We start from the raw sequence: 17,195 nt of genomic DNA, 5'->3' as shown, positions 1-17,195 counted from the left end.
GCAGCCCCTGTGCGACAGGGCCTGCGGTCTCCCTGCGTGGGCGTAGGGTGATCCCCGAGGGCAGCCAGAGAGGTACCGCAGGAACGTGATGCTGCGCTGCAGAAAAAATGAATCAGCGAACGTTACATGCAATTGATCGCTGTTCGATGGGTTTCGGCGACATTTCGCAGCCTGTTATCCTCCCTGACCTGCTCGTGAATCATGGATTCCCTGCATGCTCCCCAGCCTGCCCCTGCTGCTGGCCCTGCCGTTCCTGATGGCAGTGGCTGTTGCGGCCTTCCCCCGTAGTTCGCGCTCGACTGCTGCCTGGCTGGCGGCGCTGGCGCCGTTGGGCGGGCTGGCCATCCTCGCCTGGCTGACCCCGGCGGTCCTCGACGGCCAGGTGGTGCGGACGATGGTCCCCTGGCTGCCGCAGATCGGCCTCGACTTCACCCTGCGCCTGGACGGGCTGGCCTGGATGTTCGCCGGGCTGGTGCTGGGCATCGGCGCACTGGTGGTGCTGTACGCGCGCTACTACCTGAGCCAGCAGGACAACGCGCACCGCTTCTACTGTTACCTGCTGCTGTTCATGGGCGCCATGCTGGGCATGGTGGTGTCGGGCAACCTGCTGTTGCTGATGATCTTCTGGGAAATGACCAGCATCAGCTCGTTCCTGCTGATCGGCTTCTGGTCGCACCGCCAGGACGCCCGCGAAGGCGCGCGCATGGCGCTGGTGATCACCGGCGGCGGCGGCCTGGCCCTGCTCGGTGGCGTGCTGCTGATCGGCCGCATCGTCGGCAGCTTCGACCTGGACGTGGTGCTGGCCGCGGGCGAGCAGATCCGCGCCAGCGCGCTGTACCCGTACGCCCTGTTCCTGGTGCTGGCCGGCATCTTCACCAAGAGCGCGCAGTTCCCGTTCCATTTCTGGCTGCCGCACGCGATGGCTGCGCCGACGCCGGTCTCGGCCTACCTGCACTCGGCCACCATGGTGAAGGCCGGCGTGTTCCTGCTGGCGCGCCTGCACCCGGTCCTGGCCGGCAGCGATCTGTTCTTCTACACCGTCAGCGGTATCGGTGCGATCACGCTGCTGATCGGCGCCTGGAACGCGATCTTCCAGCACGATCTGAAAGGCCTGCTGGCCTACTCGACCATTTCCCATCTGGGCCTGATCACCCTGCTGTTCGGCCTGTCCACGCCGATGGCGGTGGTGGCCGGCGTGTTCCACATCCTCAACCACGCCACCTTCAAAGCGTCGTTGTTCATGGCCGCCGGCATCATCGACCACGAGACCGGCACCCGTGACATGCGCAAGCTGGGTGGACTGCGCAGGCTGATGCCGTTCACCAGCGCGCTGGCGATCATCGCCTCGCTGGCGATGGCCGGCATCCCACTGCTCAATGGCTTCCTGTCCAAGGAAATGCTGTTCGCCGAAGCGCTCTCGGCCGGTGGCACGGACACCATGCGCACGGCCGTGTCGATCGCCGCGCTGCTGGCCGGCGTGTTCGGCGTGGCCTACAGCCTGCGCTTCGTGCACGACACGTTCTTCGGCAAAGGCCCGCATGATCTGGATCGCGTACCGCACGAACCGCCGCGCTGGATGAAGGTGCCGGTGGAGCTGCTGGTGGTGATCTGCGTGGCGGTGGGCGTGGCCCCGGCACTGACCGTAGCGCCGGTGCTGCATGCCGCTGCGGCCTCGATCCTCGGCAGCGCCATGCCCGAGTACAGCCTGTCGGTCTGGCATGGCTTCAACCTGCCGCTGGCGATGAGCGCGATCGGCGTGGTCGGTGGCGTGGCGCTGTACTTCGGCCTGCGCAAGCTGATCAATCTGCATGGGGTGACCAATACCAGCCCCGGGCGCAATGTGTTCCACCATCAGCTGGACCTGCTCTCGGCCGCAGCACAGCGGCTGACCCACGGCATCGCCAACGGCAGCCTGCAACGCATGCTGCTGGGCCTGGTGCTGGTGGCGATCGTGGTCGCGGCCGCGCCGTTCGTGGCCAACCCGGCCTCGCCCAACTGGACCGCGCCACAACCGATTCCGCTGCTCGGCTGGGTGCTGTGGCTGGTGATGATGGCCTGCGCCGTCGCCACCCTGCGCGTCTACAAGCAGCGCCTGCTGGCAGTGCTGCTGGTGGGTGGCGTCGGCCTGATGGTGGCGCTGACCTTCGTGTTCCTGTCTGCCCCGGATCTGGCCCTGACCCAGCTGCTGGTGGAGATGGTGACCCTGGTGCTGATGCTGCTGGGCATGAACTACCTGCCCGCGCAGTCCGGGCCGGAGCGGCCGCGCTGGCGCAAGCGTCGCGATGCAGTGATCGCGATCATCGCCGGTGCCGGCCTGGGTGCACTGGCCTATACCGCGATGACCCTGCCGCCGAACACCATGGCCGGCGAGCTGCTTGCCCGTGCCCTGCCCGAGGCCTACGGCCAGAACGTGGTCAACGTGATCCTGGTCGACTTCCGCGGCTTCGATACGTTTGGCGAGATCACCGTGTTCGGCATCGCCGCGCTGGTGGTGCATGCGCTGCTGCGGCGCACGCGGATGGCGCCGGAGCAGATCATGCCCGGCCCGCCGATCAAGCTGCCGGTTCCGGCCGATCTGGCACAGATCATGTTCCCGCTGACCCTGACCGTGTCGATCTTCCTGTTCCTGCGCGGCCACAACGCACCGGGCGGTGGCTTCATAGCCGGCCTGGTGCTGGCCGTGCCACTGCTGATCCAGTACGTGATCCAGGGCACCGCATCGGTGGAATCGCGCTTCGGCTTCGACTACATCCGCTGCATCGGCATGGGCCTGCTGATCGCCATTCTCAGCGGCAGTGCGTCGATGTTGTTTGGCGTGCCGTTCCTGACCAGCGGCCATCTCGACCTGCACCTGCCGCTGATCGGCGACGTACCGCTGGCCAGCGCGATCGGCTTCGATATCGGCGTGTACCTGGTGGTGTTCGGTGGCGCGATGCTGATGCTGTCGATGATGGCCACCGTGAAACCTTCTCGCACCCGTACCGCACGCAAGGGCGAGATCGACCTGCAACGCCGCTCGGCACGTACCGGGGAGATGCACTGATGGAACTGGCCCTGGCCTCCGCGATCGGCGTACTCACTGCGATCGGCATCTACCTGCTGCTGCGTGCGCGCAGCTTCGATGTGATCCTCGGCATGACCTTCCTGTCCTACGCCACCAACCTGCTGATCTTCGCCGGTGGCCGCGTGGTACTGGGCAAGGCACCGGTGCTGCAGGAAGGCGTGGACAGCCACCTCGGCAACTACACCGACCCGCTGCCGCAGGCGCTGGTGCTGACCGCGATCGTGATCGCCTTCGCGATGACCGCCGTCAGCATCGTGCTGGCCATGCGCAGCCGCAGCGACAACCACAGCGACCACGTGGACGCGCACGAGCCGGATGACGACCTGCAGGATGAGCGCGTGCCGCCGCGCCAGGGCGAGGACCGCGCATGAACCATCTGGTGATCCTGCCGATCCTGGTTCCCCTGCTCGGTGCCGCGCTGTCGCTGTTCGTCGAGCACCGCCGCTATGGCCCGAAGGTGCAGCGCGCGGTGGCCTGGACCTCGCTGTCGGCGCTGGCACTGGTGGTCGGCCTGTTGTTCGCAACTACCGCCAGTGGCGACGTCAGCGTCTACCTGCTCGGCGACTGGCCGTCGCGGCTGGGCATCGCGCTGGTGGCGGACCGGTTGTCGGCGTGGATGCTGCTGACCACCCTGCTGCTGGCCATACCCTGCCTGCTGCATGCCTGCTCGGGCTGGGATCGCCGCGCACCGCACTTCCACGCGCTGTTCCAGTTCCAGCTGGTCGGCCTCAACGGTGCGTTCCTTACCGGCGACATCTTCAACCTGTTCGTGTTCTTCGAGGTGATGCTGATCGCCTCCTACGGACTGCTGCTCAGTGGTGGCCGCGGCCTGCGCATGCGCATCGGCCTGCACTACGTGGTGTTCAACGTCACTGCTTCGACCCTGTTCCTGATCGCGCTGGGCCTGCTGTATGCCTCGCTGGGCTCGCTGAACATGGCCGAGCTGTCGCAGCGCATCGCCGAGGTGCCGCCGGCACAGCTGACCCTGGTGAAGGCGACGATGGGCCTGTTGCTGCTGGTGTTCTGCGCCAAGGCCGCGCTGATGCCGCTGTACCTGTGGCTGCCGGAAGCCTATTCGCGCGCACCGGCCGCGGTGGCCGCACTGTTCGCGATCATGACCAAGGTCGGCCTGTACGCGGTGCTGCGCATCCAGATGCTGTGGTTCGGCGACGATGCCGGCGCGATGGCCGGCTACGGCCGCGACTGGCTGCTGTGGGCCGGTGTGGCAACGCTGGTGCTCGGTGGCCTCGGCGCACTGGCGGCCACCCGCCTGCGCGTACTGATCTCGTACCTGGTGATCGTTTCGGCCGCCACGCTGTTCATCGCCTTCTCGGTGGGCACGCCACAGGTGCTTTCGGCCGGCCTGTACTACCTGCCACACAGCAGCTTCGTCGCCGCCGCACTGTTCCTGATTGCCGACCTGATCCGCCGCCGCCGTGGTGGCGCCAGCGACCGCAAGGAAGTAGTGGCGCCGATGCCCGGCAAGGAAACGCCGGCCGTGCTGTTCCTGATCGGTGCAGTGTCAGTGGCCGGCCTGCCGCCGCTGTCCGGCTTCCTGGCCAAGGCCGCGCTGCTGGCCGGCATGCCGGCGCAGTACACCGCCCCGGTCTGGACCGCCGTACTGGTCAGCAGCCTGCTGGTGATCATGGGCCTGACCCGCGGCGGCATCCGCCTGTTCTGGCGCGTGCCGCCAGTCGATGCGGATGCACCCAAGCCGCGCAAGGCACGCCTGCGCCGGGTCGAACTGTACGCGGCCTGCATCCTGCTGGCCTACGGCATCGGCATGACCCTGGCCGCTGCACCGCTGATGCGCTACACCGACGCCACCGCCGCACAGCTGCTGCAACCCAGCGAGTATGTGCAGCAGCTGCGTGCGACCACGCCGGAGATCCGCCAGCCATGACCGCCCAGCGCTCCCTGTTCCGTCGCCTGATTCCCTCGCCGATGCTCAGCATCATGGTGGTGGCGTTCTGGCTGCTGATGTCCGACAGCTTCACCCTTGGCCAGATCGTGCTGGGCCTGCTGCTGGGCGTGGTGGTGCCGCTGTTCGCCGCGCGCCTGGACCGCGAGTTCGCCCGCATCGGTACCCTGCGCCCGCTGCCGAAACTGCTGTGCGTGACCCTGTGGGACATCCTGATGTCCAACATCCGCGTTGCCCTGCAGGTGCTGGGCCCGGAGAAGAACATCCACCCGGGTTTCATCTGGCTGCCGCTGGACATCGCCAACATCCACGGCATCGCCGCGCTGACCAGCATGATCACGCTGACCCCGGGCACGGTCTCGGCCGCGCTCAGCGACGACCGCAAGTTCCTGCTGGTGCACGTGCTGCACCTGGAGGACCCACAGGACCTGATCGATACGATCAAGCGCCGTTACGAGGCGCCGTTGATGGAGATCTTCCCATGACCGGTTTTGAAGTCATCCAGACCACTCTGGTGGTGTGCATGCACGTGGTCGGCCTGGCCATGCTGCTGGCCACCTGGCGCCTGCTGCGCGGGCCCACCGTGCCCGACCGCATCCTCGCGCTGGACACCCTGTCGGTGACCGCGATCGCCGAGCTGATGCTGTTCGGCATGTACCTCAACTCGCCGATCTACTTCGAGGCGGCGCTGATCATCGCCATGCTCGGCTTCGGCAGCACCGTGGTGCTGAGCAAGTTCGTGCTGCGCCGGGACATCGTCGAATGATCACCGCGATCCAGATCGGCCTGTCGATCCTGCTGCTGTTCGGCTGCTTCTTCATCCTGGTCGGCGCACTGGGCCTGGTGAAGCTGTCCACCTTCTTCAAGCGCCTGCATGCACCGACCAAGGCCAGCACACTGGGCGTGGGCTGCGTGCTGGTGTGCTCGGTGTGCTACCACATCTTCCTGGGCCAGGACCCGCAGCCGCGCGAGCTGCTGATCACCGTGTTCCTGTTCATCACCGCGCCGATCAGCGCGCACATGATGGCCAAGGCCGCGCTGTCGCTGCTGATGGAGACCCGGCCCAGCCTGCCGGGCAACGAGCCGGCTGCTGAAGAGCAGCTACCGCCGCCGGAACCGGTGCGGGAAGAAGAAACCACGCAGAACCGGTAGTGCCGGCCGCTGGCCGGCAAGGTGACGCCCGGTGGGTGCCGACCGTTGGTCGGCACGAAATCAACCACATCCACGCATGGCGTGGATCTACCGACCGCGACGCCCGGTGGGTGCCGACCGTTGGTCGGCACGACATCAACCGCATCCACGCATGGCTTGGATCTACAACACCGGTGCGCCCACCAGCAGCAGCTCCAGCACGAACCAGCCAACAAACGCGACCAGCAGGATCGCGCCTTCGCCGCGGCTGATCTTCAGGTCGCCACGCAGCATCGGGTACAGCACCAGCGCGAAGGCCAGCAGCGCCGGCAGTTCCAGGCGCACGAACGAGGCCGGCAGTGCCAGCGGCTGCAGCACCGCCATCGCACCGATCACCAGCAGCAGGTTGACCACGCTGGAACCCAGTACGTGGCCCAACACCATGTCGCCATGACCACGGCGTGCGGCAGCAATTGCGGTTGCCACCTCCGGCAGCGCGGTACCGATCGCCACCGGCAGCAGACCGACCAGCAGCGGTGTCCAACCCAGGGCCACGCCGAAGTCAGCTGCCGCACCCACCACCAGGCGTGCGCCCCAGTACAGGGTCAGCGCGGCGATCAGCACCCGCAACACGTTCAACGGCAGGCTGGTACGACTCAGAGCGGATTCGGCGATAGCCGCCTGCACCTCGGCGTTCTCGCTGCGGCCACGGCGCAGCAGCAGCACCTGCACCACGATGAAGCCGGCCAGCAGTACACCACCCTCCCAGCGCGCCAGGCCGCCATCGAGCCCGAACAGGATCAACAGCACGCCGGCCGCCAGCAGCGACCACCACATCACCGTCTGCAGCCGCGCGCGCAGCAGCAGCGGCGCAGCCATCGCGGCAACAGCCAGGGTCAGGCCCAGGTTGACGATGCTGCTGCCCACCGCATTGCCCAGCGCCAGCTCCGGCTGGCCGACCGCCAGCGCGCGCGCGTTGACCGCCAGTTCCGGCAGCGAGGTGGTCACCCCGAGCAGCAGCAGTCCGGCAGTGAACGGACTGGCCCCGAAGCGCTGGGCCAGACCGGACACGGCCTTGACGATGGAGTCCCCGCCCAGCGCCAGCAGCAGCAGGCCAAGCAGGAACCAGGCAATGGCAATGGCGATCATCGAGCACTCCCCCAGCAGTGGTGGCGCGATTCTACGCTTGGCCCGCGCGCGTGGCTGGGCCGTGGATCAAGGATCAGCCACAGCCTTCCACATAATCGACCTGCGGGGTCTTTCCGACCCGCCACGCGCCGACCCGGCCATCCGCACCGAGTGCGAAGTCGATCACCGCCCCGCCCTCCTGCGCCGGACGCACACGCAGGTGCTGGGCCTTCTCGTCGTACTTGTCGGGACCGACATCACCGCGCTCGGGATACAGCACCTGCAGCTCGCCCAGGGTCATGCCGACCTTGCCGCCACCCGGTGCAGTGATCGCCGCACTGCGTACGTCATAGCGCACCAGCTTGCGGCCTTCGATCATCAGGCGCGGGGCCTCGGCATCCTGCGGGCGCAGGAAATAGCAGCCGTCGTTGCCGTCGTCGGCTGGCAGCGGCTTGCCACTGGCGTCGCTACCCAACCCCTGCAGCGGCTTCCCGAAACCGCTGCGGACCTCGGCGATGCCAGCGCCCAGCTTTGCGCCGGCGAATCCGTCCAACTGCGCCGGGCTGTCGGTGCGGGGATCGGCCGGCGACCGGGTTGCCAGATCGGCATCAGCCGCGACAGCAGCCGGCGTAGCGCCCTTGGCCGGGGCATCAGCAGGTGGCTCAGGCGTGCGGTTGCAGGCAGTGAGCGACAACAACAGCAGACCAGCAATCGGGAGGTGCTTCATCGGTGCGGTTCCCTGGCACGAAGGTGGCTGCACGCTAGCCCACCCCGTGTGCAGATGCTGCATTGTCATCGCGGTTTCATCGCCTTCGTTCAGGCTCGGCGAGCACCGACCTGGCCGTCCCCCCATGCAACCGCGCAAGACCGATCTCGCCCGAACCGCGCTGCAAGCTCACCGCGCGCCGCTGGACATGCGCCAGCGACGGCTGCTGATCCTGTGCGACGGCCAACGTACCGTCGTCGACCTGACCGGCCTGCTGGGCCCGGAAGCGCCAGCGATGGTCATCCAGCTGGTACAGGCGGGGTACCTCAGTACCGGTACTGGCGCCACAGCCCCGGCCCCGGCACCGTCGCCCGCAGCCGCAGTAGAGCCGGTGCCCGAACCACCGGCAGCCGCACCTGCTGCACCCGCGGTCGAACGTCGCCGTTCGCTGGTGGCCGCGCGCATCTACGTGCTGGGCATCCTCGAGATGCAGCGCCACCCACAGGCCGCCGCCGTGTTCCGCGACCTGCAGCAGGCGCGTGCGGAAGACGAAGTGCTGCAGCGGCTGCAGTCAGCCCTGCAGGTGCTGCCCGCGCTGACCTCCGACGGCTATTGCCAACGCGTACGCCAGCGCCTGCTGGAGGCGCTGCCGCTGGAACATTGCGACGCGTTCGCCGAGGTGGCGTAAGCGCAGGTTCCGGCGGGAATCATCCACGCATGGCGTGGATCTACGGTTTCGCGTCCCGACCGCCTTTCGGTAGATCCACGCCATGCGTGGATGCGGTCAGGATCCGTGCCGACCAAGGTCGGCACCTACCAGGAGCAGCAACCGGTAGAGCCACGCCGTGCGTGGATGCGGTCAGGATCCGTGCCGACCAAGGTCGGCACCCACCAGGAGCAGCAACCGGTAGATCCACGCTATGCGTGGATGCGGTCAGGATCCGTGCCGACCAAGGTCGGCGCCCACCACGCTAGCGGGTCGACCGGAAGTTGTTGCGCAGGCCGTTCCAGCACTGCTGGTAATCGCCCTGGCGATGGCTGGCAGCCAAGGCCTGTGCGGTCGGGCGGATCACCGCGCGGGTCTCGAACATGAAGGCCATCGTGTCCTTGATCACATCGGCCTTGGACAGGTCCGCATTGGACGCCTTGTCGAAGGTCGGTGCGTCCGGGCCGTGACCGCTCATGCAGTTGTGCAGCGATGCACCGCCGGGCACGAAGCCTTCGGCCTTGGCATCGTAGGCACCGTGCACCAGGCCCATGAATTCGCTGGCGATGTTGCGGTGGAACCACGGCGGGCGGAACGTGTTCTGTGCCACCAGCCAGCGCGGCGGGAAGATCGCGAAGTCCATGTTGCTGGTCCCCGGCGTATCGCTGGGCGAATGCAGTACCAGGAAGATCGACGGGTCCGGGTGGTCGTAGCTGATCGAGCCGATGGTGTTGAAGCGGCGCAGGTCGTAGCGGTACGGTGCGTAGTTGCCGTGCCAGGCCACCACGTCCAGCGGCGAATGGTCGATCGGGGCGCGCCACAGGCGGCCTTCGAACTTGGCGATCAGTTCGAATTCACCGTCGACATCCTCGAACGCCGCGTGCGGGGTCTCGAAGTCGCGCGGATTGGCCAGACCGTTGGAACCGATCGGGCCGAGGTCGGGCAGCTTCAGCAGCGCACCGTAGTTTTCGCAGATGTAGCCGCGGCTCGGGCCATCGGGCAGCTCCACGCGGAAGCGCACGCCACGCGGAATCACCGCGATCTGCTGCGGTTCGATCTCGATCACACCCAGTTCGGTCAGCAGGCGCAGGCTACCCAGCTGCGGCACGATCAGCAGCTCGCCATCGGCATCGTAGAAGTAGCGGCCGACCATATCGCGGTTGGCCGCATACAGATGGATGCCCACGCCAGCGTGCGCGTCAGGTGAGCCGTTGCCACCCATCGTGTACAGGCCCTCGACGAAGTCGGTCGGCAGTTCCGGCAACGGCAGTGGGCTCCAGCGCAGCTGGTTCGGCGAGGCCGGTTGTGCGCCGAAATCACACTGCAGCTGCGACTGCGCAAATGGAGTGAACTCGCCATGGGTCACCGCCGGGCGGATCCGGTACAGCCAGCTGCGGCGATTGCTGCCACGCGGCGCGGTGAAGGCGGTGCCGGTCAGCTGTTCGGCGTACAGGCCGTGGCCGACCTTCTGCGGCGAGTTCTGCCCGACCGGCAGCGCGCCGGCGACGGCCTCGGTGGCGAATTCGTTGCCGAAACCGGACTGGTAGCCGCGGGCAGTGATGGCGGGGGACATGAGGACTCCTGACACGACGAGACCGGAACCGAAAGCAGCCGAGCATGGCTCGGCTCTACAGGTGAACAGGCGCCGGGCATGACCCGGCGCTACTGTTGAACGTTACAGCACGCCGCGGCGGATCTGGTCGCGCTCGATGCTCTCGAACAGCGCGGTGAAGTTGCCTTCGCCGAAGCCTTCATTGCCCTTGCGCTGGATGATCTCGAAGAAGATCGGGCCGATGCAGTTCTGGGTGAAGATCTGCAGCAGCTTGCGCTGGTGGGTTTCCGGATCAGCGTCGATCAGGATCTTGTTCTTCGCCAGGCGCGCCACGTCTTCACCGTGGTTCGGCACACGCTGGTCGATCACGTCGAAGTAGGTCTCCGGCGTATCCAGGAAGTCCACGCCCTGCGCGCGCATCGCTTCGACGGTCTCGTAGATGTTCTCGGTGAAGCAGGCGATGTGCTGGATGCCCTCGCCCTTGTACGCATCCAGGTACTCGTTGATCTGGCTGCGCGGGTCGGACGATTCGTTCAGCGGGATGCGCACGATGCCGTCCGGCGCGGTCATCGCCTTGGACACCAGACCGGTCTTCAGGCCCTTGATGTCGAAGTAGCGGATCTCGCGGAAGTTGAACAGACGCTCGTAGTAGTCCGACCACTGCTGCATGTTGCCGAAGTACAGGTTGTGGGTCAGGTGGTCGATGAAGGTCAGGCCGAAGCCCTTCGGGCGCAGTTCGGCGCCGGCGATCAGTTCGTAGTCGCCATCGAAGATGCTGCCGGCATCGCCGTAGCGGTCGACCAGATACAGCATGCAGTCGCCGATGCCCTTGATGACCGGGGCATTGACCGCCTTGCTCTCAGGCTTGAAGGCGATGGCTTCGGCGCCGTTGCCCAGCGCGGTCTGGTAGACCTCCGCGCCCGGCTTCTTGAAGCGGATGGCGAAGCCGCAGGCGCACGGGCCGTGCTTTTCAGCGAAGTCGGCCGCGAACGAATCGGGGTCTTCATTGACCAGGAAGTTGACGTCGCCCTGGCGATAGACGGTAATCGGACGCTGCTTGTGCTTGAGCACCGCGCTGAAGCCCATCTTCCGGAAGTACTCGTGCAGCTCCTGGCCACGGCCGGCCGGGGCGGCGAATTCGACGAACTCGAAGCCGTCGATGCCCATCGGGTTCTCGAAGGTGGTGACCTGCATGCCGGGGTTGGGATGCGAGGCGGTCGGGACTGCGGTATTCATGGCGTGGCTCCGAATCGGTACCGCATCGGTACAAACCAGGTGCGGGCAGGTAGGGACCCGGCGAGAATGCAGGGTCTGGACCTACCCCTTATAGTTACACTTGAAACCACCAGCAAGGTGCACCGCAACATGAGCCCCGCCGATCCCGTTTCGACCCGCCTGCGTTCCTCGCACGTCCTGCTCGACCTGGAACAGTTCCTGCCGTACCGGCTGAGCGTGCTGTCCAACCGGGTCAGCGGCAACATCGCCAAGCTATACGGAGATCGTTACGGCCTGGCGATCCCCGAATGGCGGGTGATCACCATCCTGGCGCTGTACCCGGGCTCCTCGGCCAGCGAGGTCTCCGACCGCACGGCAATGGACAAAGTGGCGGTCAGCCGCGCCGTGGCCCGCCTGCTGGAGCGCGGCTTCATCAAGCGCGAAACCCACGGCGACGACCGCCGCCGCTCGGTGCTGGCGCTGTCGGCAGCCGGCTTCGAGGTGTACGAGACCATCGCGCCGATGGTGATCGAGATCACCCGCAAGCTGATGTCGGTGCTGAGCGAAGAGGAAGAGCAGGTGCTGGAGAAGCTGATCCAGCGCCTGGCCGGTGATGGTCTGGAACGGATGGGCGAAGGGGTCTGAGGAAAAAAGGGGACGGAGGGGATTAAGTCGTTTTGGGCCCCAAGTCGCGGGTGCGGACCCTGGCCGGTAGCGGAACAGCGGCTGGGCGGTTGTCGTCCGCCCCTTTGTTTCTGACGCGACCCGCTCTTTCGCGGACCGTGGGCTGGCCGCAAACGAGGCCATCGGACGCATTCACTTCCTGCAGATGTCGTCCTGAGATGTCGCTCTCGCCCGGCGGGATTTCCGCATTGGCCCGCTACCGCCCGTTTCCGCGAGGCTGGTGTATCGAAACGAGCTGATCCAGTGAATTCTCCTATTGGACTGTCCGTGCCTGCAGCCTGACGGTAAGCGTTCAACGGGTATCAGCCCGGCCATGGATCCACATCGGACGGGCTCCCTCATGGATGACACGCGTTCAACGCTGCCGCATGGCCAGGAATTGCTGGCCGATCTCAGAGAGCTGATCTGTGCAGCGCGCAGCAGGATGCACAGGACCATCAACGCCGAACTGACCCTGCTGTACTGGCGAATCGGGCGTCGCATCCATGTGGACCAGATGGCTGGGCAACGTGCGCGCTACGGAGAGGTCCTCTTCGCCCGGATAGCCAAGGCGCTGTCTGCCGAGTTCGGCACATCCTTCGGTGAGAAGAGCCTGCGCAGGATGGTGCAGTTCTCCACCGCATTTGCAGACGAGCAGATTGTCGTATCGCTGATACGACAATTGAGCTGGACCCACTTCATCGCGCTGATCCCACTGGCGGATCCGCTCAAGCGCGACTTCTATGCGCAGATGGCCACCACCGAGGGCTGGAGTGTGCGTACGTTACGCCAGCGCATCGATTCGATGCTGTATGAGCGCACAGCGCTTTCCAGTCAGCCAGAGCAGACCATCGCCGATGAGTTGGCGGCACTGCGCGGCAACCAGCAGCTGTCTCCGGGGCTGGTACTGCGTGACCCCTATGTACTGGATTTTCTTGGTCTGAAGGACAGCTGGGACGAGCATGACCTGGAAAGCGCGATCCTTCGCGAGATGCAGGGCTTCCTGCTCGAACTTGGCACGGGCTTCAGTTTCGTCGCCCGCCAGAAGCGTATCCAGATCGACGGCGATGACTTCCACCTGGACCTGCTGTTCTACAACCGTCGCCTGCGCAGGCTGATCGCCATCGAGCTGAAGATCGGCGAGTTCAAGCCCGCCTACAAAGGGCAGATGGAACTCTATCTGCGCTGGCTGGACCGCTACGAACGTGAGGACGGCGAACAGGCGCCGTTGGGCATCATCCTCTGCACAGGGAAGAAGGCGGGCCAGATCGAATTGCTGGAGCTGGATCGCTCAGGCATCCACGTCGCGGAGTACCTGACCACCCTGCCCCCTCGTGAGGTCCTCAAGCAAAGATTGCAGACCGCCATGGAGCGGGCCCGGCAACAACTGCAGACCGCGGCACCCAGCCCCCTGTAGAGCCACGCCACGCGTGGATGGTGCTCACGCCTCAGCTCAGATGCTTGCGCCGCGCATGGATCCACGGCACCGCCAGCGCCGCAATGGCACCGCCGGCAAAGCCGAGCGAGGCGGCAACCGTGGCCGCTTCGATGGCCCCCGGCAGCGCCAGCGCCGCAGCCACCAGCAGCAATGATGGCAGGCCGACGAAGGTGCCCAGGAAGAAGTGCCAGCGTGGCGACCAGGTGTTGAGCTGCAGCAGGCTGACCGGCTGCCAGGCGTCGGAAGCGGCGTCCTCTGCGATCTTCGCCACCGCCTTGGCCAGGTCCACTTCGGGCAGCGCGCGGCCCTGGCGTGCGGTCGCCAACAGGTCGGCCACGGCCTCCACCGGCGGGAAACTGGACGGCCATGCGACCGGTGCCGGCACGCCGTAGGCGGTCAGCAACGGCACGCTCAACCAAGGCGCAACCAACGGGCGCATGCGGCGGCGGCCATGCACGCACCAGATCTGCGGCTGGCCGTGCGCGGTGACGCTGTACAGCGCCAATTCGTTGGCCGGCGGGTAGCCGAGCATGGTGACCCGCGCCGCCAGACTGTCCTGGCCCATCGCGCGCAGGAAGCCGGGGCGGCTGCGCCCTTCCTGCATCCACGCCAGCCCCAGTGCACCGACCAGATACGCCTCGCCCACGTCCTTGCTGCCCGCGGTGGCGCGTTCGTCGCTGGCCAGGTACCAGGCCAGCGATTTCGGCTCGGAGACATCCTCCAGGCCCCAGCGGCTGTCGTCACCCAGCACATGACGCACCGGCAAGCGCGCGGGCGCGGTTTCGCCGCGTTCGCCCGGCTGCAGGAACGGCAGCACGCCCTGGATGAAGGTGGACAGTTCGATGGCGCGCACGCCATGGCCCTGCCATTCCGGCGGCAGCAATCCGGCCAACTGGCCTTCGGCGGCCAGCGTATCCAAGCGTGATTTCTGCTCGACCAGCTTCTGCACCGCGCCCTTCAGCACCACGTTGTCGGGCAGCGCAATCTGCGGCAGGCGGTGGCGCGGCGGCGCCAGTTCAACGGTGTCCTCGCCGGTTCCGGCGTCATCGAGCAGCGCTTCCTGTGCCGGCAAGGTCACGCCCTCGTCTGCTCCGCCCTCGGCCAATGCGCTGGCAGGTTCGGGCAATCGTTCGGCGTGGTCGCTGTGCATGGGCGTTCCGGTAGGGTGCGTCGACGGGGCGTCGACTGAAGTCCTTGCCGGTAACGGCGCACGTGCGTTGAAGTTGAGACGCCGATTCGGAGAGTGTGACGGCGCGCGCAGTAGGGCTACGCCATGCGTGGATGTGCCTCAGTGCCGACCAACGGTCGGCACCCACCAAAGCTGCCGGCCAAGCGATCAGCACCACAGTAGATCCACGCCATGCGTGGATGCGATCCGGCCTCAGTGCCGACCAACGGTCGGCACCCACCAAAGCTGCCGGCCAGCGGCCGGCACTACCGGTCAGGCGCCCACTGCTTGAGGAACGCGGTCACCCGCGCAGGCTGGAAGGCTTCGCCCTTGCGCAGCTCGCCGGTGGCCTGCGATACCAACAGTCCGCCATCGGCATCGAGCACCAGCAGGTACGGGTAGTCGCGTTCCATCACCGGGAACTGCGCGAAGAAAGCGGTGTTGGGCTGTTCGTCGCTGGCGTTGACCTTCACCCACACATAGTGGGCATCGCGGAAGCGGCGCAGGTCGCCGTTGCCTTCAACCGTCTCATCCAGTGACTTGCAGCGCTCGCAGGCGGCGTTGCCGACCTCGAGCAGGATGCGCTTGTTGCCGCGCTGGGCTTCCACCTTGGCGGTGGCCAGATCGTTGCCGGGGTCGCGGCTCGGGTCGAACTGTGCACCGAGCCCGGCGATGGCGGCGATGTCCGCCGCCACCGGGGTGTTGCCCGAGGCCACCGGTTCGCTGGGGTCAGCGACCGGTGGCTCGGTGGGTCGGGTATCCAATGGCTGCGCAGGCTCGGCAGCTGCAGGCGGTTGCGGTTGGGAACAGGCGCCGATCAGCGCCACACAGACCACCACCACCGCAGTACCGAGCTTGCTACGCATGCCATCTACCCTCTCATCATTACTTGACGCCGTGCATCAGCTTGTTGATCAGCGGGGCGACCAGGAACAGCACCACGCCGGAGCCGATCAGGGCCCAGAACCCGAAGGTATACCCCTTCAGGGCCGACTCGACCGTCATGCCACCTTCACCACTGACAACACCAGCGAAGATGCCCGACAGGTTGTTGCCGATGCCGGTGGACAGGAACCAGCCACCCATGCCGAAGCCGACCAGGCGCACCGGGGCCAGCTTGGTCACCATCGACAGGCCGATCGGCGACAGGCACAGCTCACCGACCGACTGGATGACGTAGACCATGAACAGGGTCCAGAACGGGATCTTGCCGTCCACTACCATCTGCGACAGCGCGTACATCAGCAGGGCGAAGGCGGCGCCGTTGAACAGCAGGCCGAGGCCGAACTTGCGCGGAATGGACGGATTGGCGCGGCCCAGGGCCACCCAGATCCAGGCGATGATCGGCGCCAGGGTGATGATCGCCACCGAGTTGACCGACTGGAACCACGCGGTCGGGAAGGTCCACTCACCCATCTGGCGGTTGACGATGTTCTCGGCCAGGAAGGTGAACGAGCTGCCGGCCTGTTCGAAGAACATCCAGAACATCACGTTGAAGGCGAAGATGATCAGCATGGCGATCACGCGGTCGCGCTGCACCTTGCCCTCGCGGATGCCCTCCACCAGCAGCAGCACGGCCAGGGCGGCGAACATCACGCCCAGGATCCAGGCCAGCGCGGCGGCACCGGTGGCGAGCAGGAAGTAGGCCACCGGAATGGCGAACAGCGAGCCCACCAGCACCATGACCACGCGGCCGAAGCCTTCAGCGCCGGCCGGCGGCGCGCCAATGCCCTTCAGGCCGGCACGACCGATGTAGAACCACACCAGCGAGACCAGCATGCCCACGCCCGAGGCGATGAACACGACCTTGTAGGACGGCATTTCCGAGGTGCCGAAGACCTTGCGGGCCAGGTACTCGGTCAGCACCGGGGCGATCATCGCGCCGATGTTGATACCCATGTAGAAGATAGTGAAGCCCGAATCGCGACGCTCGTCCTTCAGGCCGTACAGCTTGCCGACCATGGTCGAGATGTTCGGCTTGAACATGCCGTTACCGACGATGATCGTGGCCAGGCCAAGCTTGAACAGATGCTCTTCCGGCAACGAGATCATGAACAGGCCGGCGGCCATGATGACCGCACCGGTCAGGATCGATCGCTGGTACCCCAGCACCCGGTCGGCCACGTAGCCACCGAAGATCGCCGCGGCGTACACCAGCGCCAGGTAGGCACCATAGATGCGGCTGGCGTCGGCTTCACCGGCGGCGCTGCCATCGCGGAACTGGGCGACGATGTACAGCACCAAGGCCCAGCGGATGCCGTAGAACGCAAAGCGCTCCCAGAACTCGGTCATGAACAGCATCCACAACGGGCGCGGGTGGCCCATCATGGTCTTGAAGTCCGGCACGGCCGGCTCTGGGGTGTTCGCAGTGGCGTTTACGCTCATGCGGGTTTCCTGGTTCGGTGGATGACGAGCACGTCCAATGTGCAATGGAGCAACGCGCGAGGATCACCGACTTCTGTCGTTCACGTCAAATACACGCCGTTCGAGGCAGGTGGCAACC

Annotated in this window: 16 protein-coding genes; 9 read left to right on the top strand and 7 right to left on the bottom strand. The window is 66.2% G+C overall.

Going from position 1 to position 17,195, the window contains the following annotated elements; translation table 11 throughout:
* Positions 1-214 precede the first annotated feature (214 nt).
* Genes ABR323_RS10875 through ABR323_RS10850 form a run of 6 tightly spaced genes read left to right on the top strand, consistent with a single transcriptional unit; the run spans position 215 to position 6,137 of the window.
* The gene (locus ABR323_RS10875; RefSeq protein ID WP_439449306.1) at positions 215-3,043 is read left to right on the top strand and encodes a monovalent cation/H+ antiporter subunit A; all 2,829 of its coding nucleotides are present in this window, start codon (positions 215-217) and stop codon (positions 3,041-3,043) included.
* Positions 3,043-3,435, top strand: a complete 393-nt coding sequence (locus ABR323_RS10870) for a Na+/H+ antiporter subunit C (RefSeq protein WP_135275375.1) — start codon at positions 3,043-3,045, stop codon at positions 3,433-3,435. The genes ABR323_RS10875 and ABR323_RS10870 overlap by 1 nt, the downstream gene beginning before the upstream one ends.
* On the top strand, positions 3,432-4,967 hold the full coding sequence (locus tag ABR323_RS10865) for a monovalent cation/H+ antiporter subunit D (RefSeq protein WP_439449305.1): 1,536 nt from the start codon (positions 3,432-3,434) through the stop codon (positions 4,965-4,967). Before ABR323_RS10870 ends, ABR323_RS10865 begins: the two co-directional genes overlap by 4 nt.
* Positions 4,964-5,470 (top strand): Na+/H+ antiporter subunit E, encoded by a 507-nt coding sequence (locus ABR323_RS10860; protein WP_439449304.1) that lies wholly within the window; start codon positions 4,964-4,966, stop codon positions 5,468-5,470. Before ABR323_RS10865 ends, ABR323_RS10860 begins: the two co-directional genes overlap by 4 nt.
* The gene (locus tag ABR323_RS10855; protein WP_005411334.1) at positions 5,467-5,751 is read left to right on the top strand and encodes a K+/H+ antiporter subunit F; all 285 of its coding nucleotides are present in this window, start codon (positions 5,467-5,469) and stop codon (positions 5,749-5,751) included. The genes ABR323_RS10860 and ABR323_RS10855 overlap by 4 nt, the downstream gene beginning before the upstream one ends.
* Positions 5,748-6,137: a Na+/H+ antiporter subunit G gene (locus tag ABR323_RS10850; RefSeq protein WP_049401677.1), complete on the top strand. Its 390-nt coding sequence runs from the start codon at positions 5,748-5,750 to the stop codon at positions 6,135-6,137. The genes ABR323_RS10855 and ABR323_RS10850 overlap by 4 nt, the downstream gene beginning before the upstream one ends.
* Before the next feature lie 162 nt (positions 6,138-6,299).
* Here the strand turns inward: ABR323_RS10850 and ABR323_RS10845 are convergent, their stop codons facing one another.
* Together ABR323_RS10845 and ABR323_RS10840 are read right to left on the bottom strand one after the other, a co-directional pair.
* Complete coding sequence (locus tag ABR323_RS10845; RefSeq protein WP_439449303.1) at positions 6,300-7,265, bottom strand: sodium:calcium antiporter; 966 nt, start codon at positions 7,263-7,265, stop codon at positions 6,300-6,302.
* A gap of 73 nt (positions 7,266-7,338) precedes the next feature.
* Complete coding sequence (locus tag ABR323_RS10840) at positions 7,339-7,971, bottom strand: hypothetical protein (protein WP_439449302.1); 633 nt, start codon at positions 7,969-7,971, stop codon at positions 7,339-7,341.
* A gap of 124 nt (positions 7,972-8,095) precedes the next feature.
* Here ABR323_RS10840 and ABR323_RS10835 point away from each other — a divergent pair, with 124 nt between their 5' ends.
* Positions 8,096-8,638 (top strand): hypothetical protein, encoded by a 543-nt coding sequence (locus ABR323_RS10835; protein ID WP_439449301.1) that lies wholly within the window; start codon positions 8,096-8,098, stop codon positions 8,636-8,638.
* 283 nt (positions 8,639-8,921) lie between these two features.
* Here ABR323_RS10835 and hmgA read toward each other — a convergent pair whose 3' ends face one another.
* Complete coding sequence (gene hmgA / locus ABR323_RS10830; protein WP_439449300.1) at positions 8,922-10,229, bottom strand: homogentisate 1,2-dioxygenase; 1,308 nt, start codon at positions 10,227-10,229, stop codon at positions 8,922-8,924.
* 102 nt (positions 10,230-10,331) lie between these two features.
* The gene (gene hppD, locus ABR323_RS10825) at positions 10,332-11,444 is read right to left on the bottom strand and encodes a 4-hydroxyphenylpyruvate dioxygenase (protein WP_206141107.1); all 1,113 of its coding nucleotides are present in this window, start codon (positions 11,442-11,444) and stop codon (positions 10,332-10,334) included.
* 66 nt (positions 11,445-11,510) lie between these two features.
* On the opposite strand from hppD, the gene ABR323_RS10820 reads away from it, so the two are divergent.
* Positions 11,511-12,068 (top strand): MarR family winged helix-turn-helix transcriptional regulator, encoded by a 558-nt coding sequence (locus ABR323_RS10820; RefSeq protein WP_135275381.1) that lies wholly within the window; start codon positions 11,511-11,513, stop codon positions 12,066-12,068.
* A gap of 418 nt (positions 12,069-12,486) precedes the next feature.
* On the top strand, positions 12,487-13,503 hold the full coding sequence (locus ABR323_RS10815; RefSeq protein ID WP_439449299.1) for a PDDEXK nuclease domain-containing protein: 1,017 nt from the start codon (positions 12,487-12,489) through the stop codon (positions 13,501-13,503).
* Between the two features lie 31 nt (positions 13,504-13,534).
* Here the strand turns inward: ABR323_RS10815 and ABR323_RS10810 are convergent, their stop codons facing one another.
* The 3 genes from ABR323_RS10810 to ABR323_RS10800 all read right to left on the bottom strand — a co-directional run bounded on the left by ABR323_RS10810 (position 13,535) and on the right by ABR323_RS10800 (position 17,077).
* A complete protein-coding gene (locus ABR323_RS10810) occupies positions 13,535-14,674 on the bottom strand; it encodes a hypothetical protein (RefSeq protein ID WP_135275382.1) in 1,140 nt (379 codons plus the stop codon).
* 284 nt (positions 14,675-14,958) lie between these two features.
* Entirely contained in the window at positions 14,959-15,558 is a 600-nt protein-coding gene (locus ABR323_RS10805) for a thioredoxin family protein (RefSeq protein ID WP_439449298.1), read from the bottom strand.
* A gap of 19 nt (positions 15,559-15,577) precedes the next feature.
* Positions 15,578-17,077, bottom strand: a complete 1,500-nt coding sequence (locus ABR323_RS10800) for a peptide MFS transporter (RefSeq protein WP_439449297.1) — start codon at positions 17,075-17,077, stop codon at positions 15,578-15,580.
* Positions 17,078-17,195: the final 118 nt, after the last annotated feature.

This window comes from Stenotrophomonas sp. ATs4, from assembly GCF_051861585.1.
Classification (GTDB): Bacteria; Pseudomonadota; Gammaproteobacteria; order Xanthomonadales; family Xanthomonadaceae; genus Stenotrophomonas; species Stenotrophomonas maltophilia_AS.
Note: the sequence above shows the minus strand (reverse complement) of the source record. Positions and strands in the feature narration are given on the sequence as shown.